General features: G+C 70.9%; 23 protein-coding genes. 11 read left to right on the forward strand and 12 right to left on the reverse strand.

Features of this window, described 5'->3' with window-relative positions:
- Positions 1-67: 67 nt before the first annotated feature.
- From ACZ7OY_RS37575 to ACZ7OY_RS37610, 8 genes are all read right to left on the reverse strand, one after another.
- The gene (locus ACZ7OY_RS37575) at positions 68-436 is read right to left on the reverse strand and encodes a hypothetical protein (protein WP_472250069.1); all 369 of its coding nucleotides are present in this window, start codon (positions 434-436) and stop codon (positions 68-70) included.
- A complete protein-coding gene (locus tag ACZ7OY_RS37580; protein ID WP_472250070.1) occupies positions 433-891 on the reverse strand; it encodes a hypothetical protein in 459 nt (152 codons plus the stop codon). The genes ACZ7OY_RS37575 and ACZ7OY_RS37580 overlap by 4 nt, the downstream gene beginning before the upstream one ends.
- On the reverse strand, positions 888-1,076 hold the full coding sequence (locus tag ACZ7OY_RS37585) for a hypothetical protein (RefSeq protein ID WP_472250071.1): 189 nt from the start codon (positions 1,074-1,076) through the stop codon (positions 888-890). The genes ACZ7OY_RS37580 and ACZ7OY_RS37585 overlap by 4 nt, the downstream gene beginning before the upstream one ends.
- Positions 1,073-1,717 (reverse strand): hypothetical protein, encoded by a 645-nt coding sequence (locus ACZ7OY_RS37590; protein WP_472250072.1) that lies wholly within the window; start codon positions 1,715-1,717, stop codon positions 1,073-1,075. The genes ACZ7OY_RS37585 and ACZ7OY_RS37590 overlap by 4 nt, the downstream gene beginning before the upstream one ends.
- Complete coding sequence (locus ACZ7OY_RS37595) at positions 1,714-2,010, reverse strand: hypothetical protein (RefSeq protein ID WP_472250073.1); 297 nt, start codon at positions 2,008-2,010, stop codon at positions 1,714-1,716. Before ACZ7OY_RS37595 ends, ACZ7OY_RS37590 begins: the two co-directional genes overlap by 4 nt.
- Positions 2,007-2,237 carry a hypothetical protein gene (locus ACZ7OY_RS37600; RefSeq protein WP_472250074.1) on the reverse strand — a complete coding sequence of 77 codons (231 nt, stop codon included), beginning with the start codon at positions 2,235-2,237 and terminating at the stop codon, positions 2,007-2,009. The genes ACZ7OY_RS37595 and ACZ7OY_RS37600 overlap by 4 nt, the downstream gene beginning before the upstream one ends.
- Positions 2,238-2,340: 103 nt before the next feature.
- Positions 2,341-2,634, reverse strand: a complete 294-nt coding sequence (locus tag ACZ7OY_RS37605) for a hypothetical protein (protein WP_472250075.1) — start codon at positions 2,632-2,634, stop codon at positions 2,341-2,343.
- 1 nt (position 2,635) lies between these two features.
- Complete coding sequence (locus ACZ7OY_RS37610; protein WP_472250076.1) at positions 2,636-2,887, reverse strand: helix-turn-helix domain-containing protein; 252 nt, start codon at positions 2,885-2,887, stop codon at positions 2,636-2,638.
- Positions 2,888-3,086: 199 nt separating this feature from the next.
- Between ACZ7OY_RS37610 and ACZ7OY_RS37615 the strand changes: the two genes are divergently transcribed.
- The 5 genes from ACZ7OY_RS37615 (at position 3,087) to ACZ7OY_RS37635 (ending at position 7,560) form a co-directional block, all read left to right on the forward strand.
- On the forward strand, positions 3,087-3,497 hold the full coding sequence (locus ACZ7OY_RS37615) for a hypothetical protein (RefSeq protein ID WP_472250077.1): 411 nt from the start codon (positions 3,087-3,089) through the stop codon (positions 3,495-3,497).
- 432 nt (positions 3,498-3,929) lie between these two features.
- Positions 3,930-5,300: an integrase gene (locus tag ACZ7OY_RS37620; RefSeq protein ID WP_472250078.1), complete on the forward strand. Its 1,371-nt coding sequence runs from the start codon at positions 3,930-3,932 to the stop codon at positions 5,298-5,300.
- Between the two features lie 193 nt (positions 5,301-5,493).
- Positions 5,494-6,441: a M56 family metallopeptidase gene (locus ACZ7OY_RS37625; protein WP_472250079.1), complete on the forward strand. Its 948-nt coding sequence runs from the start codon at positions 5,494-5,496 to the stop codon at positions 6,439-6,441.
- A gap of 137 nt (positions 6,442-6,578) precedes the next feature.
- The gene (locus ACZ7OY_RS37630; RefSeq protein ID WP_472250080.1) at positions 6,579-6,737 is read left to right on the forward strand and encodes a hypothetical protein; all 159 of its coding nucleotides are present in this window, start codon (positions 6,579-6,581) and stop codon (positions 6,735-6,737) included.
- A gap of 148 nt (positions 6,738-6,885) precedes the next feature.
- Positions 6,886-7,560 (forward strand): TetR/AcrR family transcriptional regulator, encoded by a 675-nt coding sequence (locus tag ACZ7OY_RS37635; RefSeq protein WP_472250081.1) that lies wholly within the window; start codon positions 6,886-6,888, stop codon positions 7,558-7,560.
- Here the strand turns inward: ACZ7OY_RS37635 and ACZ7OY_RS37640 are convergent.
- The gene (locus ACZ7OY_RS37640; RefSeq protein WP_472250082.1) at positions 7,548-9,050 is read right to left on the reverse strand and encodes an LVIVD repeat-containing protein; all 1,503 of its coding nucleotides are present in this window, start codon (positions 9,048-9,050) and stop codon (positions 7,548-7,550) included. The two genes, ACZ7OY_RS37635 and ACZ7OY_RS37640, sit on opposite strands and share 13 nt — an antisense overlap.
- A 211-nt stretch (positions 9,051-9,261) precedes the next feature.
- On the opposite strand from ACZ7OY_RS37640, the gene ACZ7OY_RS37645 reads away from it, so the two are divergent.
- Complete coding sequence (locus tag ACZ7OY_RS37645) at positions 9,262-9,936, forward strand: DUF305 domain-containing protein (RefSeq protein ID WP_472250083.1); 675 nt, start codon at positions 9,262-9,264, stop codon at positions 9,934-9,936.
- 34 nt (positions 9,937-9,970) lie between these two features.
- Here the strand turns inward: ACZ7OY_RS37645 and ACZ7OY_RS37650 are convergent, their stop codons facing one another.
- Complete coding sequence (locus ACZ7OY_RS37650; RefSeq protein WP_472250084.1) at positions 9,971-10,546, reverse strand: DUF6214 family protein; 576 nt, start codon at positions 10,544-10,546, stop codon at positions 9,971-9,973.
- A 209-nt stretch (positions 10,547-10,755) separates the two neighbouring features.
- On the opposite strand from ACZ7OY_RS37650, the gene ACZ7OY_RS37655 reads away from it, so the two are divergent.
- The 3 genes from ACZ7OY_RS37655 (at position 10,756) to ACZ7OY_RS37665 (ending at position 14,283) form a co-directional block, all read left to right on the forward strand.
- Complete coding sequence (locus tag ACZ7OY_RS37655; protein ID WP_472250085.1) at positions 10,756-12,111, forward strand: FAD-dependent oxidoreductase; 1,356 nt, start codon at positions 10,756-10,758, stop codon at positions 12,109-12,111.
- 356 nt (positions 12,112-12,467) lie between these two features.
- Positions 12,468-13,445, forward strand: a complete 978-nt coding sequence (locus ACZ7OY_RS37660) for a pectate lyase family protein (RefSeq protein WP_472250086.1) — start codon at positions 12,468-12,470, stop codon at positions 13,443-13,445.
- 31 nt (positions 13,446-13,476) lie between these two features.
- Positions 13,477-14,283 (forward strand): pectate lyase, encoded by an 807-nt coding sequence (locus ACZ7OY_RS37665; protein ID WP_472250087.1) that lies wholly within the window; start codon positions 13,477-13,479, stop codon positions 14,281-14,283.
- Positions 14,284-14,314: 31 nt separating this feature from the next.
- On the opposite strand, the gene ACZ7OY_RS37670 is transcribed toward ACZ7OY_RS37665, so the two are convergent.
- Positions 14,315-15,175 carry a PaaX family transcriptional regulator C-terminal domain-containing protein gene (locus ACZ7OY_RS37670; protein WP_472250126.1) on the reverse strand — a complete coding sequence of 287 codons (861 nt, stop codon included), beginning with the start codon at positions 15,173-15,175 and terminating at the stop codon, positions 14,315-14,317.
- 76 nt (positions 15,176-15,251) lie between these two features.
- On the opposite strand from ACZ7OY_RS37670, the gene ACZ7OY_RS37675 reads away from it, so the two are divergent.
- Entirely contained in the window at positions 15,252-16,964 is a 1,713-nt protein-coding gene (locus tag ACZ7OY_RS37675; RefSeq protein ID WP_472250088.1) for a DNA alkylation response protein, read from the forward strand.
- Between the two features lie 3 nt (positions 16,965-16,967).
- On the opposite strand, the gene ACZ7OY_RS37680 is transcribed toward ACZ7OY_RS37675, so the two are convergent.
- Positions 16,968-17,552: an Rv1733c family protein gene (locus ACZ7OY_RS37680; RefSeq protein WP_472250089.1), complete on the reverse strand. Its 585-nt coding sequence runs from the start codon at positions 17,550-17,552 to the stop codon at positions 16,968-16,970.
- 293 nt (positions 17,553-17,845) lie between these two features.
- On the opposite strand from ACZ7OY_RS37680, the gene ACZ7OY_RS37685 reads away from it, so the two are divergent.
- Complete coding sequence (locus tag ACZ7OY_RS37685; RefSeq protein WP_472250090.1) at positions 17,846-18,931, forward strand: WD40/YVTN/BNR-like repeat-containing protein; 1,086 nt, start codon at positions 17,846-17,848, stop codon at positions 18,929-18,931.
- The last annotated feature ends 124 nt before the right edge of the window (positions 18,932-19,055 follow it).

A 19,055-nucleotide genomic window follows, 5' to 3' on the forward strand; every position in this document is an offset into this window, starting at 1 on the left:
GCCGGTCTTCGGTTGTGGCTTGCTGCGCCGGCCGGGCGGGCGGGTGGTCACCGCCCGGCCGGCGGGTCTATGCGGCGGGGATGTGTGCCGGATCGGTGGCGTCGGGGACGGCGGGCCGTTCGGTGACAATGAAGGCCGGTCGCTCCGGGCTCGGCACCGGGGTGATGACGCGGACGCTGGAGACGTCGGTCGGCACGGTGGGGCGTTCGTCGGCGGCGCGAAGGTCGCGCGGGGCCGGGACGTGGATGGGGTGCGCGTTCGCCCACCGGCATTCCCACGCCCGCAGCGCGGCCTGCAGGCGAGCGATCTCCCGCCGGTCCGTCAGGTGCTGGCGGTCAGCTCGGTCGATCCTCGACTCGGCTGCACGTAGCGCGGCCTGCAGGCGGTCTATCTCCAGCTTCAGTCCGGCCCTGGTCCAGCAATGGCGGCCGCTCACGACTCGGCACCCCAGGCCTCGATGGCGGCCTCGACCGGCTTACGCAGATGGTCGTGCCACAGGCTGTTCATGGGGGTGGGCTTGCCGGTGTGGGCGAGGGTGGCGACGGTGGCGGCGAGCATCGCGGGGGCGACCCAGCCGGGGACCGGGAGCTCCTCGAAGGGCCACTTGCCGGAGCCGTCCTCGTTGAGGCGGGTCCACTGCCAGACGGGACCCTGGTCGAACTCCTCGTCGCGGCCGGTGTGCCAGTCCCAGATGAGGATCAGGCCGTGCCGGAACCGGTCGGCGGGGATGCCGGAGGTTTCCGGGGTGAGGGTGAAGACGCCCCGCAGGTAGGGCACGTCGTAGGAGTCCTCGACGAACGCGTCGGCCTGCTCGGGCTCCATCTTCGCCTCGGTGAGCGCGCCGACGACGGCGTCGATGTAGGGCTGGTGCGGCAGGGTGCGGGTGGTCACTGGGTGTCTCCCATGAAGTCGTCGTCGATGTCGATGAGGCCGGCCTCGATGGAGGCGATCAGGCTGGGGTCGGTGACCCAGGCCGGGACCGGGCGGCGGGTGATGCCGAGGCCGGCGAGCAGGCCGGGCACGATGACCGGGGCCGCGGTGACCGAGGTGGGCGGGAGGTCGAGCGACGCTGTCACCGGACCGGCCCCGGCGTCGGCGCTGGGAGGGCGAGCTTCTGCAGGCCGTACTTGCGGACCCGGTCGTAGCGGGCGATGCCCCACTGGATCGCGTAGCAGGCCCAGATGAAGGACGACTCGTAGTCGTGGAAGTCCCACTCCCAGACGTCCTTGAACTCGTAGCCCTGGAAGGCGAAGTCCTCCAGCACGTTCCGTGCCGTGTGCTCGTCGCTCAGGTCTTCGTTCAGGACCCAGGTGCGCAGGTGCTTGCCCGTTCCGGCAGGGACTCCGCCCCACTTGGCGTCGTTAACGAACTGCTCGATGACGCGCTGCCGCAGCAGCTCCTCGGAGTACTCCTTGACGGACTGGCGCCCGCCGCCGAGCTTCTCCGCCCAGTAGTGGGGGTTGATGCCCCACCGGCGGTCGGCGCGGAAGAACTCGAACATGTCCGGCATGCGGCTGAAGACGTAGTCGTCGCCGAGGTCACCGCACATGGCGAGCCGTCCGGGCCAGGTGATCAGGTCGAACCAGTACTCGCCGTAGCCGCGCGGGTTGCTGGTGAACCGCAGGTGCCGATACAGCCCGTCGTCGTGCAGCACGATCATCTGGTGGCGGGCCGTGTCGCGGGCGAACCGCTCGGCGATCTCTGGGTAGTCGCTCACTTCGTCCTCCTGACGCGGCGGTTGTCGGCTTCGCGGGCGGCGACCCAGGCGGCGAATCCGGGGTAGTCGGCATCGCACGAGCAGGCGCTGACCGGGCACTTGCAGGCGAGGTCGGCGAACGCACTGTCGGCCGGGTCGAGCTGGTGAGCTTGCTCGGCCAGCAGCCAGCGCAGCTTGTCGACGGAGGCGTCCGTGGCGGCGGCCTCACGCTGGCGTTCGACGAGGGCGTGCATGTCGGACTCCAGCCGCGACAGCGGGACATCCAGGTCGCCGATCGGGCGGACGGTGGTCATTTCGCACCGTCCTCGGTCGTGACCGGGTGGTACTCGATGCGGCCGTCGCCGTACACGGTCACCGCGGACAGGGCGCCCTGGATCGGCTCCGGCATGCCGTCGTTGCCGCACAGCACCAGCTGCAGCCGGTTCCCGAAGCCCGGCATGATGCGGATCTCGTTCACGCTGCTGTCGATGTGCTCGACGAGGGGTGAGGCGCCGGGGACTGGGGGGATACTTGAAGGCATCGGTCTGCCCTTCTCTTCTTGGTGGTGAGGGTGGATCGGGCGACCTTCGGGTCGCGGGGCCCCGGCTGCCGGATCGCACTCCGGCGGTTGGGGCTTTGCCGCATCAGGCGGCGATACGGGCCGACGCCGGCTTGCGGCGGGGGCGACCGGCACGCGTGGGGGCGTTGCGGTGCATCGCGGCGATCTCCGCGAGGTCCGAGTCGGAGAACATCAGGACCCGGCTCATGCGGTGGTGGGGGAAGCCGCCGTGGTTGACGCCGTCGCGGAGCCAACGCTGGCCGCGGAGGTCGTCTTCGTCTTCGGTGGCGAGGCCGAGCCTGACGGTGGCCTGCTTGACGTTGTAGAAGCCCTCAAGCTTGAGCGGCGTCTTGGTGGGGGGAGCCTTTCGGGTGGGCATGTCACCTCTTCTCGGGTTGGTTCGCTGGGGGTGCGAGGAGCTGGGCGGAGTCGGCCGGCAGGCCGAAGGCTTCACGGAGCCGCTGGTAGGGACCTGGTCTCATGCGGGTGCGGTATCCGTTTTCGAGGTGGTTGAGGTAGCGCGGACTTATGAGCGCTCTTTGAGCCATCTCGGTTGTGCTCAGCCCTGCCTGCATGCGGAGCTTGCGGATTTCCGCCCCTTTCACCTGGTAGGTGGGAGGGGTTGCTTCCATGCGTAGAAGCTAGCGGAAGCTCGCGGCCCATGTCTAGCGAAAGCTCGCGCAAGTTAGCGCAAGTTCTTACTTGCCGGTAGCTCTGTTCGAACGCGTGTGCCAGCGCGCATTCGGTCACTGTGCGCCTTCGAGCCACCACGTTCCGGACTGCTTTGGCCCAGTCCTAGCCGGTCCTAGCGGGTCCTGCGAAGATGACCGCATGACCAGCCCCGACCTGGAGCGCCTCGCGGTGCTCGTACAGAAGCGACGCACCGAGCTACGGCTCGGCGTCGAGCCTGCCGCCAAGCTGGGCGGCATCTCCAAGGACACGTGGAAGCGCGTCGAGGCGGGCCAGAAGGTGTGGGACCGCACCTACGGCGGCATCGAAGCGGCTATGCAGTGGGCTCCGGGCAGCTGCCAACTGACCCTTGCCGGCGGCGACCCCGTCATCAACGAGCCCCTCACCGAGGGCGTCAAGGTCGCCGAGGTGCCGAAGTCCGAACTGGAGCGGCTCGTCGGGGATGCGGTGAAGACCGCCGCCATCGCTACGAAGGGCTCATTGACCGGCGATGAGATCCTCGAGCTGAACCGGCGCGTCATCGAGGAGCTGCACGAACGGGGCGTTCTCTAGTTCAAACTCGGCCGATAGTCGTACAACCATTTGCCATCAACGCTTTGTTGCTGTTTTCCACTGAACCACTTTGGTCCCTCCAGGTTCCAACTGGTCCGGGGCGTGGCAGAGTCGCTGTAACACCTTGGGGGTTCCCCGAAGCACCCAGTAAGGGGGCCACTATGCAGAGCAGTCTGTCCATAGTCGACTTGGGCCCGAAGTTCGCAGGATGGGCCGGACCGGCCGATGGGAGAATGATCTGTGTAGCGCCTACCGAGATCGTTCGCAGCGAGCTGGCACGGAGCTCGATGCGCGAGGTCGTGAGGCGCGCTGGAGGAGATTGCGAGGGATGCCGGGGCTGTTGGCTCGGCGCCTGAGCAGCCGGGCGCGGATGCCTTGCCGGTAAGGGGTACCTGCCAGGCTCCGCGGCCCCACACCACCCGAGGGAGAGCCATGCCTTACGTGGAGAGTCGCGGCAACTCGATCCGCGTGAAGTGGTGGAACGGCGAGTACCACCTCGACGCCGACGGCAGGCCCACCAAGCGCAAGAAGTACGAGTCGATGTCCGGCCCTCAGCCCGGCGTCCCATTCGAGGACGAAGAAGAGGCGTACAACTACGGCCTCGACCGCGAGTACGACGTCCGGCATGGCACGCACATCCGCCGGGTCGACTCGAAGACCCTCATGAAGGACTACTGCTGGCTCTGGCTCGCGGCCCAGGATCTCAGGGCGACATCGGTCAGCAGGTACCGGTCCCGCCTGCGCTCTCGCATCGTTCCCTACTGGGGCGACCATGCCGTTGGTGACATCACGACATGGGAGTACGAGGCCTGGAAGAAGTCGTTGCAGGCGGCTTCCGCCCGTGAGGAGATCTCCCACCACTACGTCGACCAGTTGACCAGCCTCTTCGGAATGCTGATGACGGATGCGGTCGTCAAGTACAAGCTGCGCAGCGAGTCGCCGGTCATCGTGCAGCGCCGCCGCGGCCGGTATCGCAAGAAGCCGCGCGAGGACAAGCGGCCGATGCAGATGCCGGTGCTGCACGCGCTGGCCGCCAACGCCTATCAAGTGTGGGGCTTCACCGGGTGGACGTACATCTGGACGCTGGCCTTTACCGGCATGCGGCCGCCCGGAGAGATGTGGGGCCTCCGACGGGAATTCGCCTCACCGACCTGGCCGACCAGCGACCCGGACTCAGAGCGCAGCGAGCGCATGGGGGAACGATACGGGCCCGACATGATGCCGGCCCTGCGAGTCCAGTTCCAGAGTCAGTACGAGGGTAGGCAGCGCACGCAGGTCGGCCCCAAGTACGACTCGTACAGGACGCTGGTCGTGCCGCCGTTCCTGCACGAGATGCACACCGCGCTGCTGGCGTCCCACGACAGCGACTGGGTGTTCCCGGCGCTGGGCGGTGAGCAGATGGGCACGCAGTGGGGGAAGACGTACTGGCCGTACATCAGGGGCGGTTCGCCTGCGAGGAGCGCGCGCAGGGACCGTGTGCGGCAGGAGATCCATCCGGTGCCGGAGATGGTCGGCAAGCGGATCTACCTGCTGCGGCATGGGCATCGTGAGTGGCTGGAGGAGGACGGGCACTCGCGGATTGCGATGGAGACCCGGATGGGGCACGAGGTCGCCGGTGTCGAGGGGCTGTACTCGAACCTGACGCCCGTCATGGAGAAGCGGATCGCTGACACGCTGCAGGAGCGGTGGGAAACGTTCTGGAGCATGGGGGTCTGGTGGGCTCCTCCGTTTCCCATTACTCTCCCAGAAGGGTCGCCGGATCCCCTTTCTGTGCAGGTCAGGAGGACTCCGCAGGACGCTTAATCGGCATGGTGGCGATGCTGCTGACACTGTGAGCCCGCGGGCACTCGCCGAGGTCCCGGGACACCCGCACCGTGCGAAATCGGCGCGGATGGCCCGAAGCCGCCAACGTCCGTGCCACGCGCAATCGTTGCTTGCGTCACTTTGCCCGGACGGCCCGTACCCCTGGGCCGTGCGGCGCTCATAGGGTGCTCCCATGATGGTCCCCGCGGCACTGTTGCTGCTCGGCGCCCTGACCGCCGTCCTCGCCCCCCGGCTGCTCGCCCGCGCGGACTGGACGGAACGGGAACCGGTGGTCGCGCTGTGGGTGTGGCAGTGCGTGGTGGTGGCGGTACTGGTGTGCTGTGCGCTGTCGATGACCCTCAGCGCCGCGGCGGCCTGGCAGGCGGTGCGCGGCCGGGTCTTCGGGCCGGCACCGCGCGCGGTGGTGGAGGCCTACGCGCTCGGCGCGGCGGGCCCCTGGACGGCGAAGTTCGCGGCGACGATCGCGGTGGCACTCGCGTGCGGCGGACTGTGGAGCGCCGCGATGCTGGTCCGCGAGGTCGGCCGGGCCCGGCTCGGGCGACGCCGTCGCCGGAGCGAACTGCTGGTGCGCGCACCGCTGTTGCCCGGCGAGACCGCACCCGGCGACCGGCTCGTGGTGCTGGAGGGCGAGCGGCCGGACACCTGGTGGCTGCCGGGGCCGACGCCCCGGCTGGTGGTGACCACCGGCGCGTTGCGCCGCCTCAAAGGGCGCCGACTGGAAGCCGTCCTCGCCCATGAGCAGGGCCACGCACAGGCCCGGCACGACTGGCTGCTGCACTGCTCGGCCGCGCTGGCCAACGGGTTTCCGCAGGTACCGGTGTTCGCCGCGTTTCAGGCCGAGATGCACCGGCTGGTCGAACTGGCCGCCGACGACATGGCCTCCCGCCGCTTCGGCCGGCTGACGACCGCCCTCGCGCTGGTCGAACTCAACGAGGACCGGGGCGTGTTCGGCCCCGGCCCGGCCTCGCACGCCCATGTTCCGCAGCGCGTCGACCGCCTCCTCGCTCCCGCGCACCGGCTCACCGCCGCGCACCGTCTGCGGCTGACGGCGGCGGGCGCGCTGGTGCCGCTGGTCCCGGTCCTGGTGGCACTCGTACCGGCACTGCGGACACTGGGCTAGGGCCTGCCCGGCCGACTCCCACGCCCGGCTCCCCCACCCGGCTTGTACGCCCGACTCGTACGCCCGACTCGCGCAGCCGACCTGCGGGCCGGGTCCCCGCGGACAGGCCCGGACGGCAACCGGGTAGGGTCCCGCGCATGAGCGCCGTCCTGTCGGACTTCCGCGGCGCTCTCCGCCGTATCGAGTCCGTCGACCCCTGGCAGCGCGCGGTGCTCCCCGAGGCCGATCTCGCCGTCTCCGGGACCGAGTTGACCCGGGACATCGGAAACACCCAGGACACAGCACACATCGCCTAAGGCAACTACCAGTGCGGGAAGGACGCCCGCCTCGGACGATCCCCCGCGTCGCCCGAGGCGGACGACAGCCCGGCCGGCCCCGCACAGGGGTCGGCCAGGACGCGTTGAGTATAGTTGGCTGTCGGCCAGTCAACGCAGGAGTTCCAGCATGTCCCCGCGCAGCGCCTCGGTCAATGAAGAATTGCGGCGGCGTTCCCGGGAACGGCTCCTTCAGGCAGCGGTCGAACTGGTCCGGGAACGCGGGTACGAGGCCACGACGCTCGGCGACATAGCCGACCGTGCGGGATCCGCGCGGGGCCTGGTCTCCTACTACTTCCCCGGCAAACGCCACCTCGTGCAGTCGGCCGTGCACCGGCTGATGCACCGCACCCTGGACGAGGCACTGGAGCGCGAGCCGCACACCGAGGACGGGCGGGAGCGGATGGCACGGGCCGTCGACGCGGTCCTCGGACTGGCCCGCGACCAGCCCGTGCTGATGCGCCAGCACATGGCGGGCCTGCTCCAGGCCGAGGGCTTCGTGCAGTGTCCGGAACAGCAGCGACTGGCCGAGCTGCTGCGGGACACCGTGGTGCGGCGCGGCTCGCAGAACGTCGACGCCGACTACCCGATGCTGCGCTCCCTGCTGATGGGCGCCGTCTACGCGATGGTCATGCCGAACATCCCCCTGCCCATCACGCCCCTGCGCGCCGAACTGTTCCAACGCTACGGACTGGACTGGGAGATGGGGGTCCCGCCGGACACCGAGGCGCCCGGCGGGACGGAGCAGACGGATCTGTCGCGCTTCTTCGCGACGGACGGCCGGCCGGTCGATCAGTCGAAGTAGTCCGGCTGGGTCTGCACGTTCAGCTCGCGCAACCGCACCCGCTCGGCCGGATCCGTGCGCCGGTCGTCGAGCTTCAGGACGTCGAAGCCCTTGGCGATGTCGTTCGAGTAGATGTAGCCGTTGTAGTAGTACGCCGACCACGAACCGCCGATGGAGAGCGTCGTCGTGGACAGCGGACCGCGCTCGAAGTAGGCGATCTCCCTGGGCGCGGTCGAGTCGGTGAAGTCCCATACCGAGACGCCGCCCTGGTACCAGGCCTGGACCATGATGTCCTTGCCCTTGACCGGGATCAGCGAGCCGTTGTGGGCCACGCAGTTCTCGGTGTCGGCCTGGTGGCGGGGGATCTTGTAGTAGGCGCGGAAGACGAGCTTGCGCCGGTCGCCCTTGCCGACGATGTCGTAGATGCCGTCGGCGCCGCGGTCCGGGCCCACGGTCGCGTTGCAGGTGGCCGCACCGCCGCCGCCGAGTTCGTCGGTGAACACGACCTTGTTCGCCTTCTGGTTGAAGGTCGCCGAGTGCCAGAACGCGAAGTTGACGTTGTCCTCGACCTGGTCGAGGACCTTCGGGTGCTCGGGGTCCTTGATGGAGAACAGGATGCCGTCGCCCATGCACGCGCCCGCGGCCAGGTCCTTGTCCGGCAGCACCGTGATGTCGTGGCAGCCGGTGGTCCTGGAGACACCCGGGTTGGTGGGCGAGCCCGGGTTGCCGCCGCCGTCCGGGCCCTCACCGGGAAACAGGACGGGGAAGCTCACCACCGCCGCCTTCTCGGGGGCGTTGCGCGGCACCTTGATCACCGAGATGCCGTCGTGCGGCGGCTGGCAGTCGGGGTAGGTGGCGCTCGGCGAGTACGAGGAGACGTAGATGTAGACGTTCCTGCGCTCGGGCACCAGGGAATGGGTGTGTGAACCGCAGGCGGTCTCGACGGCCGCGACGTACTTCGGGTTCGCCTTGTCGCTGATGTCGAAGATCTTCATGCCCTCCCACGACGACTTCTCGGTCGCGGGCTGCGTGGTGCTGTTGCAACTGCTGTCGCTGCGCGAGGAGTCGGTGGACAGGAACAGCAGGTCGCCGGAGACGGAGACGTCGTTCTGCGAGCCGGGGCACAGCACCTGGGCGACCGTCCTCGGCGCCTTCGGGTTGCCGATGTCGAAGATCCGGAAGCCGTCGTAGTTACCGGCGAAGGCGTACCTGCCCTGGAAGGCCAGATCCGAGTTGAGGCCGGTGAAGGCCTCCTTGGGGACGTTGGCCAGGTGCTCGATGTTGGCGGAGTGGACGATCTCGTCCTGGCCGGGTATCTCACCGTCGGCGATCGCCCGTGCCGCCCGGGCTCCGGCCCCGGAGGAGACCTCCTGGCGCGCCGCCGGGCCGTCCCCCGGGTCGGGGGTGGCGGCCGCCGGTACCGCGGTGAGCAGTGCGGCCACGAGTCCGGCCACGACCGCGCCGACTCCGGTTCTTCTGTGCCGTGTTCGGGGATGGTTCGACAGGGTCACTGCATCCTCCCTCGTCGCATGCACACGGGAACGGTTCACGTTCCCCCGAAGTATCGTCTTCGTCATGCACATACCAAAAGAGGGCAACGGGACAGTCGGGGAACCGCCCGATCCATGACACGCAGGGCACCTCTCCCGCCCCGCCTCCCCTGTCCGTACCAGCCTGCCCCGCACTTCCCGTTGCTCAACCCGCCTGCCACAGGAGGTCGTTGTGCTCCCTCGCCACTCGTCCCGCACGTCCCTCGCCCTGGCCTGCGCGGCCGTCCTGGCCGTACTCGCGCTCGGGGGCTGCGACCCGGCTCCCGGATCCGGGCCCGGGCCGAACGGCACCGGCGGCCCTTCGGTGATCGTGCCGGGCGGACCCGGCGAGGCGAACCGGACCCTGTCCGCCGAGGAGGCGGCCCGGCAGCGCGCCGACGACGACACCCCCAACGCGGCGGATCTCCGATACGCGCGCCACATGATCGAACACCACGCCCAGGCCCTGGAGATGACCCGGCTGGTCCCAGGCCGTGCGGAGTCGACCGGCGTCAAGCGGATCGCCGAGCGGATCACGGCGGCCCAGGGACCGGAGATCACCGCGATGGAGAGCTGGCTGAAGCCCTACGCCGAGGACGGCGGCGCCGACGCGCACGAGCACACCTCGATGCCCGGCATGGCGACCACGGATCAGCTGACGGAGCTGCGCGCCGCCAGGGGCAAGGCCTTCGACGAGCTGTTCCTCACCTTGATGATCGCCCACCACGAAGGGGCGATCAGCATGGCCACGGAGGTGAAGGCGCAGGGCAACAACGTCCGGATCGAGGAGATGGCCGACGACGTGATCGCCCAGCAGACGAGCGAGATCACCCGGATGCGGAGGATGCGGGAGACGGAACAGCCGTAGGGCCGGAAGCCGCGCGCCGCAGGATCCGCCCCCGTCAGCGCCGTGCGTGGCGCGGAGCCAGGTACCCGGCGTCCCGGGCCTGCGAGATCATCCTGAGCGATCTTCGACGGCTGTGCCCGGTCGCGCACATCACCGCGAGCACGGGGTCGACACCATCCCGCTGGGCCGCCCGGTACTCCTGCGCGACCAGCCACCTCCCCTCGACACCGCGCGGCCAGCCGGGCCGGGCGCGGCGCGCGCCGGAGGGCACGGCGCCGGTGCCGGGGCCGGGACCGGGATCGAAGCCGAGGCCGAGGCCGAGGCCGAGGCCGCAGACGGTCTCACCGATGCCGTACTCGGGCGCCCCGGCCGGACCCTCGCCCACCTCCTGCCCCCGTTCGACGGGCGGCCCGCACACCTCGTACAGCGGACGCCTGATCCAGTCCGGAAGAACTGCGAGGTCACCGAAGGAGAGAGGCGGCTGCGCCCGGACCTCCTCGATGGAGACGCGGCCGCCGGACATCACGGCGAGCGCGTCGACCCGGGCTCCGTCGGCGAAGACCAGCCTGACGTCGAACCACGCGGTCGACTCCGCCCCCTCCCGCAGCTCCCACGCCGGCCACACGGACACGACACCGTCCGAGGCGGAGCGATCCGAAAGATCAAGAAAGGATGCATCCAGCACACACGTGACGTAACCGCATGATCACATTCCATAAGAACGGACACGCGCACGCCCGAACGCCACAGCACCCTGTCAGCGCAGCCGCAGCGGTGCGATGCTGAAGTCGTCAGCGACCTCCTCCGATCCCCCGTACCCCTCGGACAAGGAGTTCCGCCGTGCTGCGTGTCGCCGTCGTCGGCTCCGGGCCGAGCGGGTGCTACACCGCCCAGAACCTCGTCGAACTGGACCCCCGGGCGTACGTCGACGTCCTGGACCGGCTGCCGTGCCCGTACGGCCTGGTCCGCTACGGCGTGGCACCGGACCACGAGAAGATCAAGTCGCTCCAGAAGAACCTGCGCACGGTCCTGGAGCACGAACGGGTGCGCTTCCTCGGCGGGGTGCGGGTCGGCGCCGGCGGAGTCCCGGCCGCCCGGCTCCGGGAGCTGTACCACGCGGTGGTGTACTGCGTGGGCGCCGCCACCGACCGGCACCTCGGGATCCCCGGGGAGGACCTGCCGGGCAGCTGGTCGGCGACGGAGTTCGTGTCCTGGTACAGCGCCCACCCCGACGCCGCGGACGACCTCTACGTGGCCGGGGCCCGTTCGGCCGTGGTCATCGGCATGGGGAACGTCGCCGTCGACGTGGCGCGGATGCTGGCCCGCGGCCCCGCCGAACTCAGCCCCACCGACATGCCGCAGGCCGCGCTGACCGCGCTGGCCGCGAGCCGGGTGCGGGACATCCGGATGGTGGGCCGCCGCGGCCCGTCCCAGGCCCGCTTCACCACCAAGGAGCTGCGCGAGCTGGGCTCCCTGCCGGACACCGGGGTCACGGTGGATCCCGCCGAGCTGGCCGTCGATCCGGCGTACGGCGATCCCGGCGGCCTGCCCGCCGCGCAGCGCCGCAACATCGAGGTGCTGCGCGACTGGGCGGCGCGACCGCCGACGGGGTCCGCGCGCCGGATCGGGCTGCGCTTCTTCCTGCGGCCGGTGGAAGTGCTCGCCGACAACGGGCGTGTGGGCGCGGTGCGCTTCGAGCGCACGGAGCCCGACGGACAAGGCGGGGTGCGGGGCACCGGCCGGTACGAGGACATCGAGGCGCAGCTGGTGCTGCGGTCGGTGGGCTACCGCGGGCTGCCGCTGGAGGGTCTGCCGTTCGACGCGGACCACGGCACGGTCCCGCATCTGGCCGGACGCGTCCTGCGCGCGGGAGCCGTGGTGCCGGGCGAGTACGTGGCGGGCTGGATCAAGCGGGGGCCGACCGGGGTCATCGGCACCAACCGGCCGTGCGCGAAGGAGACGGTGGCCTCGCTGCTCGCGGACGCCCCCGCGCTCGGCGCGAGGGAGCTGCCCGAGGATCCCCTCACGGCTCTGCGGGCCGAGGGGGCCGAACCGGTCACCTGGGCGGGCTGGCTGGCGATCGAACGCGCCGAGGCCGAGCTCGGGGCCTCCCTGGGGCGGGGTGTCGTCAAGCTGCCGGACTGGGAATCGCTGCTGGCCGCGGCCCGGATCCCGGCCGGACCGGGACGTCCGTAGCAGCTCGCAGCCGGCTCGCGGCGCCTTTCACCCCGCCGGACGACAGCCCCGCGTCCTGCGTCCACCGGACCGGAACCCCGGCCGCCGTGACCCGGCCGCCGTGACTTCGAAATCCGCCGTGGGAGCGCTCCCGCACCTGACCTGGAAAGCCCTCGCTGCCGACGGGGAGAGCCGGAACACGTTCTGCGCAAGGCGTTGACTAGAAAGCGCTTGCACCCTACGTTCCGTTCAGCAGTGTGACCGACACCTCGGGCGCCAGCCACGAAAGGGGCACGCTGACCGCACGCAGCGTTCTACATGGCGTACGTCATGCACATACATGACCACCCTGACCCCCACTGAAGGGACGCACCCGCATGCGCACTCGCCTCCCGCACACCCGCGCACGGAGCTCCGCACTGGCCGCCGGCGCCGCCGCTCTCGCCACGGCCGTCGTCCTCGTCCTCCCCCGGCCGGCCGGGGCGGCCGACACCTCCCCGGTCGGGTTCGGCGCCGGGACCACCGGCGGCGGCAGCAGCACGGCGGTCACCGTCACGACACTGGCCGCCTTCAAGACGGCGGTGACGGGCGACTCGGCCAAGGTCGTCAAGGTCAACGGCCTCATCTCGCTGAGCGGTCAGGTCGACATCGGGTCCAACACCACGGTCCTGGGCGTCGGTTCGGCGTCCGGCTTCACCGGCGGCGGGCTGCGGCTGAAGAAGGTGACCAACGTCGTCATCCGCAACCTCAACATCAGCAAGCCGGTGGCGCCCGCCGACGGCATCACCGTCCAGGCCTCCACGAAGGTGTGGGTCGACCACAACTCCTTCTCGTCGGACCGCGACCACGACAAGGACTACTACGACGGCCTGCTCGACATCACCCACGGCTCGGACTACGTCACGGTGTCCTGGAACACCTTCAAGGACCACTACAAGGGCTCGCTCGTCGGCCACAGCGACAGCAACGCGAGCGAGGACACCGGGCATCTGCGGGTGACGTACCACCACAACTACTTCAGCAACGTCAACTCGCGCATCCCCAGCCTGCGTTTCGGCACCGGGCACTTCTACGACAACTACGTGGTCGGAGCCGACACCGCGGTGCACTCGCGCATGGGCGCCCAGATGTTCGTCCAGAACAACGTCTTCCGCTCGACCGCCGTCGCCGTGACGACGAGCCGCGACAGCGACGTGGACGGCTACGCCAACCTGAGCGGCAACGACCTCGGTGGCGCCGCCACCGAGATCTCCCAGGTGGGCACCTTCACCAGCCCGCCGTACAGCTACACCGCCGAACCCGCCTCGACCGTCGTCGCCTCGGTGACGTCGGGCGCGGGCGCCGGAAAGATCTGACCACCCCCCATCCGGAAGCAGGTATCGGGACATGACCTCACCCGCACGGCCACGCGCCCGAGGGCGCGCCGTCACCGGCTCCCTGGCCGCCCTCGGCCTCTCGCTTGGCATGATCACGGCAAGCGGTGCCCTCACCCCCGCGAACGCGGCCACCTGGCCCACCGCGAGCGGCAGCCAGGCCGTCTCGTCCACCATCTCGGTCTCCGGCACCAAGGACTACGGGATGCTGCGCCTCTACGGCACCGGCGACCTGGGCAGCGGCAGCCAGGACGAGGACCAGGGGCCGATCCTGGAACTGGCCGCCGGCACCGTCCTGAAGAACGTCATCATCGGCGCCCCCGCCGCCGACGGCATCCACTGCCTGGGCAGTTGCACGCTCCAGAACGTCTGGTGGGAGGACGTCGGCGAGGACGCGGCGACGTTCCTGGGCTCCTCGTCGTCCAACGTGTACACCGTCTCCGGCGGCGGCGCGAAGGAAGCCAGCGACAAGGTGTTCCAGTTCAACGGGGCCGGAACCCTGAACGTCTCGAACTTCGCGGTGCAGACCTTCGGCACCTTCGTCCGCTCGTGCGGCAACTGCAAGACGCAGTACAAGCGGACGATCAACCTCAACACCATCGAGGCGACCTACAAGGGCAGCAAGCTCGTCGGCATCAACACCAACTACGGCGACAGCGCGACCCTGAAGAAGATCACCATCGTCGGGGACTCCAGCAAGAAGATCGTCCCCTGCCAGAAGTACATCGGCAACAACACGGGCGCCGAGCCGACCACGAACGGCTCGGGCCCCGACAGCACCTACTGCAAGTACGCCACCTCGGACATCACCTACAAGTGACCGTCCGCGCGGCGGCCGCACGGCACCGGGTTCACCGGGCGCCCGCGGCCGCCGCGCCGCCGTCCCGGCGGCCGTGCTGCCGCACCGTCCGCGCCAACTCCCCCTGATAGTCCGTGTACGCGGACCGCAGCGCCGCCCCCGGCCAGTCGTCCGGCAGGAGTTCGGCGGGCAGCACGGGGTCTGCGAGCAGATGGCGTACGACTGCCGCGAAGCCGGTGAGGCGGTCGGCCGGGCGGTCGGCGCGCGCCACATGGGCGAGCAGGGACCGGGCGGTGGCGGCCCAGGCGTCCAGCGGCCACAGGCTCGCGGCCAGCCCGGCCGAGGTGCGGTCGGCCGCCGGGCCGTCAGCTGCCCTGCCATCGCCCGCGCCTGTGCCCGCCTCGGCCCGGTCGGCCGCGGTTCCCCCGGGGCGCGCGGTGTAGTGCTGGGCCACCGGCTCCAGGTCCGCCGGCAGCCTGCGCAGCAGATTGGCGGGCCGCAGCCAGACGCCCTCGCGGAGTTCGGCCAGCCGGAGCGCGGTCAGCCGGGTCCTGAGGTCGGCGCGTTCGGCGGGGCCGCGCCCGGTCGCCGTGATCACCACCATCTCCCAGTCGCCGTGCCACGCGCGTGTGCGGGGCTGCACGGCCTCGTCCTGGCGGCGCTGGCGGGACAGCAGCCGGTCGCTGAGACCGTAGACGGCGTCCGTACGCCGCAGATCGCCCGCCGCCACCATCCGGCTCAGCGCCGCACGGAGCGTCGACCCGCCGACGCCGAAGGGCTCCACGGCGCTGACGAGGTCGCGCACCGGGAGCTCGGGCGGGTGGGCGCCGAGCAGCAGGCTCAGCACGACCGAGCGCGCGGACAGGGGCCGCAGGTCGACCTCGCCGGGCTCGGCCGGCACGTTCATCCGCAGGGGCACGGCACTTACTTTACGTGCGCCCGGTTATTGCATCATTGCTACAACCGCAGCGAAGGTGCAACATGAGGGCATGGTCTCGACACTCGCGCACGAGCAGCCGCAGCACGACGCCCCGCACCCGGCCCCGGCCGGCGCCGGCCCCCGCACCACCCGTGATGTCACCCACGACGTCACCAACCAGGCCCCTCCCCTGACCCCGTACGACGCCTCCGCCGACACGGCGCTGCTGGAGGGGCTGCGCCGGGAGGGGGCCGGCTGGGCCGAGGACGACGTCCTGCGCCTCGGCGTGCTGGCCGGTGGCGCCGAGGCGCAGGAGTGGGCCGAGCTGGCCAACCGCCACGAGCCCGAACTGCGCACCCACGACCGCTACGGCCACCGCGTCGACGAGGTCGACTTCCATCCGAGCTGGCACCAGCTGATGCGGACCGCGGTCGCCGAGGGCCTGGCCGGCTCCCCCTGGGCGGACGAACGGCCCGGTGCCCACGTGGCCCGCACGGCCGGCGGTCTGGTGTGGGGGCACACCGACGCCGGGCACGGCTGCCCGACCTCGATGACGTACGCCGCCGTTCCCGCCCTGCGCCGCCAGCCGGAGCTCGCCAAGGTCTACGAACCGCTGCTGACCAGCAGGGAGTACGAGCCGGGGCTGCGCGTGCCGACCGAGAAGCGCGGGCTGCTCGCGGGCATGGGGATGACCGAGAAGCAGGGCGGTTCGGACGTCCGTACGAACACGACCGTGGCCACGCCCACCGCCGAGCCGGGCGTGTACACGCTGCGCGGGCACAAGTGGTTCACGTCGGCGCCGATGTGCGACGTCTTCCTGGTGCTGGCCCAGGCCCCGGACGGGCTGTCCTGCTTCCTGGTCCCGCGGGTCCTGCCCGACGGCAGCCGCAACACCTTCCGCATCCAGCGCCTGAAGGAGAAGCTCGGCAACCGGTCCAACGCCTCCTCCGAGCCGGAGTTCGACGGGACGGTGGCGTGGCTGGTGGGGCCCGAGGGGCAGGGCGTCAAGACCATCATCGAGATGGTCAACTGCACACGGCTGGACTGCGTGATGATGTCGGCGGCGCTGATGCGCAAGACGCTCGTGGAGGCGGGGCACCATGTGCGCCACCGCAGCGCGTTCGGCGCGCGGCTGCTGGACCAGCCGCTGATGCGCAACGTCCTGGCCGACCTCGCGCTCGAGTCGGAGGCCGCGACGACGCTCACCCTGCGGCTGGCGGGCGCGGCGGACCGGGCGGTGCGCGGGGACGCCGGTGAGCGCACGTTCCGCCGGATCGCCACCGCCGTCGGCAAGTACTGGGTCACCAAGCGCGGCCCCGCCTTCACGGCGGAGGCGCTGGAGTGCCTGGGCGGCAACGGCTACGTGGAGGAGTCGGGCATGCCCCGGCACTACCGCGAGGCGCCCCTGCTGTCGATCTGGGAGGGCTCGGGGAACGTCAACGCCCTGGACGTGCTCAGGGCGCTGGGGCGTGAGCCCGGTGCCGCGGACGCCCTGTTCGCCGAACTCGACCTGGCCCGGGGTGCGGACGCCCGCCTGGACGCGACGGTGTCCCGGCTCAGGAGCGGTCTGGCCGGTGCGTCGCCGTCCGGCGCCCGTCGGCTGGTGGAGCTGATGGCCCTCGCCCTCCAGGCCTCCCTGCTGGTGCGGTACGCCCCGCCCGCGGTCGCCGACGCCTTCTGCGCGACCCGGCTCGGCGGCGACTGGGGGTACGCCTTCGGCACGCTGCCCGACTCGGCGGACCTCGACGCGATCCTGGGCCGGGCGCTGCCCGACGGGGAGTGAGCCTCAGCCCGTCCGGTGTCCCCAGAGCGGGTCGAACCGCGCCCAGTCGATGTCCCACTGGTCCATGCGGCGGCGTTCCAGTCGGGCGCGGACGGCGCGGCCGACGATGAAGGGGACGGCGGCGGTGCTCACGCCGGCCAGGCCGCCGATCAGGGAGGCCCGCAGCCGGGCCTCGTAGGGGGTGGCGGGCCTGCTCACCAGGGCGCCCCGGCGGTCCGTCCAGACCACGACCGGGGTGCCCGCGGCGCTGCCGGGCCGTACCCGGACGAGTCCGGAGTGCGCCGTTCCGTCGACCGCGGTCCAGGCCGCCCTCCCCCACACCCGGTCTCCGCTGGCGGTGCCGGTGTGTGCGTCGGCCGTGCCGGGCGCGCGCTCGGAGAGGTGGGCGACGGCGGGGCGCCAGTCCTCGCGCTCGCGGGCCAGTTCGTCCTCGACGGACCGGGTCGCCGTCAGCCCGGCGAGCACGCCGGCCAGGACGGTGAGCACCCAGGCTCCGAGCAGGACCCAGCCCTCCATCGCGTCGGCACGGCGTCTGAGCGGATTGGGCCGCCAACGCCACAGCCAGACCTTCGGACCACGGAACGCCATCGAAGGCTTCCTCCTCGTGAGCGCACGAACATCCCCGACCGCCTTCCCATACGGGAGAGGTGGCCGCGATGCTCAGGGCGAGTCCTCCGGCTCGACGTTCCCACGGGTGCTTCGACCGGCGCAGGCGTCTGTCCGAAAGTGCCCGGAAGCTGTTCGTCCAACAGCGCAGACTGGCGTCCCTCGACCGACACCGCGCCCTGTGACCTGCACGGACGTCGGCTGCGGGGTGACTGTCAGAGGCGGGGTGCAGACTGGCCGATGTCCGGGAGCACTCTGTCGCGGAGGTGATCGACATGACCGAGGTACTGCTCGCCGTGGGTACCCGCAAAGGCCTGTTCATCGGGCGGCGTCGCGGTGGCGCATGGGAGTTCGACGAGAGCCCGTACTTCAACGCCCAGGCCGTGTACTCCGTGGCCGTCGACACCAGGGGTACGACCCCGCGGCTGCTGGCCGGCGGCGACAGCGCCCACTGGGGCCCGTCCGTCTTCCACTCCGACGACCTGGGGCGGACGTGGACCGAACCGGCCCGGCCCGCCGTCAGGTTCCCCAAGGACACGGGGGCTTCGCTGGAGCGGGTGTGGCAGCTGCACCCGGCGGCGGCCGAGCCCGACGTGGTGTACGCGGGCACGGAACCCGCCGCGCTGTACCGCTCCGAGGACCGCGGCGAGAGCTTCGGACTGGTCCGGCCGCTCTGGGAACACCCCACGCGCTCGCGCTGGGTGCCGGGCGGCGGCGGTGAGGGCCTGCACACCGTGATCACCGACAGGCGGGACCCCGCCGCCGTGACGGTGGCCGTCTCCACGGCGGGAGTGTTCCGCACGACCGACGGCGGCGCGAGCTGGGCGCCGTCCAACTCCGGTGTCTCGGCGGTGTTCCTGCCGGATCCCCACCCCGAGTTCGGCCAGTGCGTGCACAAGATCGCCCAGGACGCGGCGACCCCGGACCGTCTGTACCTCCAGAACCACTGGGGGGTGTACCGCAGCGACGACGCGGGCGCCCACTGGACCGACATCGGCGAGGGGCTGCCGTCCACGTTCGGGTTCGCCGCCGCCACGCACCCCCATCGGGGCGACACGGCGTACGTCTACCCGATCAACGCCGACGCGGACCGGGTGCCCGCCGACCGGCGGTGCCGGCTCTTCCGTACGACGGACGCGGGCCGGAGCTGGGAGCCGCTGTCGGCGGGCCTGCCGCAGGAGGACCACTACGGCACGGTGCTGCGCGACGCCCTCTGCACGGACGACGCCGACCCGGCGGGGGTGTACTTCGGCAACCGCAACGGCGAGGTGTACGCGTCGGCCGACGACGGCGACAACTGGCGGCAACTGGTGTCCCATCTGCCGGACGTGCTGTGCGTCCGGGCGGCGGTCGTCGCCTGACGGAGGAAACCCGGGCCGAGAGACCCGGCAGAGAAGGCCTGGCAGAGGAAAGAGGAGACAGAAGCACCTGATGGAACCAACGCACTTGCTGATGAAGCCTGTTGGGCCGCCCTTGTACGGCCTT

It is taken from the genome of Streptomyces sp. NPDC107559 (assembly GCF_055657365.1).

Excerpts from the sequence above, each read along its gene's own strand:
- ACZ7OY_RS37620 (WP_472250078.1), top strand. The coding sequence starts at position 3,930 with ATGCCTTACGTGGAGAGTCGCGGCAACTCGATCCGCGTGAAGTGGTGG.
- ACZ7OY_RS37610 (WP_472250076.1), bottom strand. The coding sequence starts at position 2,887 with ATGGAAGCAACCCCTCCCACCTACCAGGTGAAAGGGGCGGAAATCCGC.
- ACZ7OY_RS37685 (WP_472250090.1), top strand. The coding sequence starts at position 17,846 with ATGACCGAGGTACTGCTCGCCGTGGGTACCCGCAAAGGCCTGTTCATC.
- ACZ7OY_RS37665 (WP_472250087.1), top strand. The coding sequence starts at position 13,477 with ATGACCTCACCCGCACGGCCACGCGCCCGAGGGCGCGCCGTCACCGGC.
- ACZ7OY_RS37630 (WP_472250080.1), top strand. The coding sequence starts at position 6,579 with ATGAGCGCCGTCCTGTCGGACTTCCGCGGCGCTCTCCGCCGTATCGAG.
- ACZ7OY_RS37615 (WP_472250077.1), top strand. The coding sequence starts at position 3,087 with ATGACCAGCCCCGACCTGGAGCGCCTCGCGGTGCTCGTACAGAAGCGA.
- ACZ7OY_RS37660 (WP_472250086.1), top strand. The coding sequence starts at position 12,468 with ATGCGCACTCGCCTCCCGCACACCCGCGCACGGAGCTCCGCACTGGCC.
- ACZ7OY_RS37605 (WP_472250075.1), bottom strand. The coding sequence starts at position 2,634 with ATGCCCACCCGAAAGGCTCCCCCCACCAAGACGCCGCTCAAGCTTGAG.
- ACZ7OY_RS37595 (WP_472250073.1), bottom strand. The coding sequence starts at position 2,010 with ATGACCACCGTCCGCCCGATCGGCGACCTGGATGTCCCGCTGTCGCGG.
- ACZ7OY_RS37625 (WP_472250079.1), top strand. The coding sequence starts at position 5,494 with ATGATGGTCCCCGCGGCACTGTTGCTGCTCGGCGCCCTGACCGCCGTC.
- ACZ7OY_RS37600 (WP_472250074.1), bottom strand. The coding sequence starts at position 2,237 with ATGCCTTCAAGTATCCCCCCAGTCCCCGGCGCCTCACCCCTCGTCGAG.
- ACZ7OY_RS37680 (WP_472250089.1), bottom strand. The coding sequence starts at position 17,552 with ATGGCGTTCCGTGGTCCGAAGGTCTGGCTGTGGCGTTGGCGGCCCAAT.
- ACZ7OY_RS37675 (WP_472250088.1), top strand. The coding sequence starts at position 15,252 with ATGGTCTCGACACTCGCGCACGAGCAGCCGCAGCACGACGCCCCGCAC.
- ACZ7OY_RS37635 (WP_472250081.1), top strand. The coding sequence starts at position 6,886 with ATGTCCCCGCGCAGCGCCTCGGTCAATGAAGAATTGCGGCGGCGTTCC.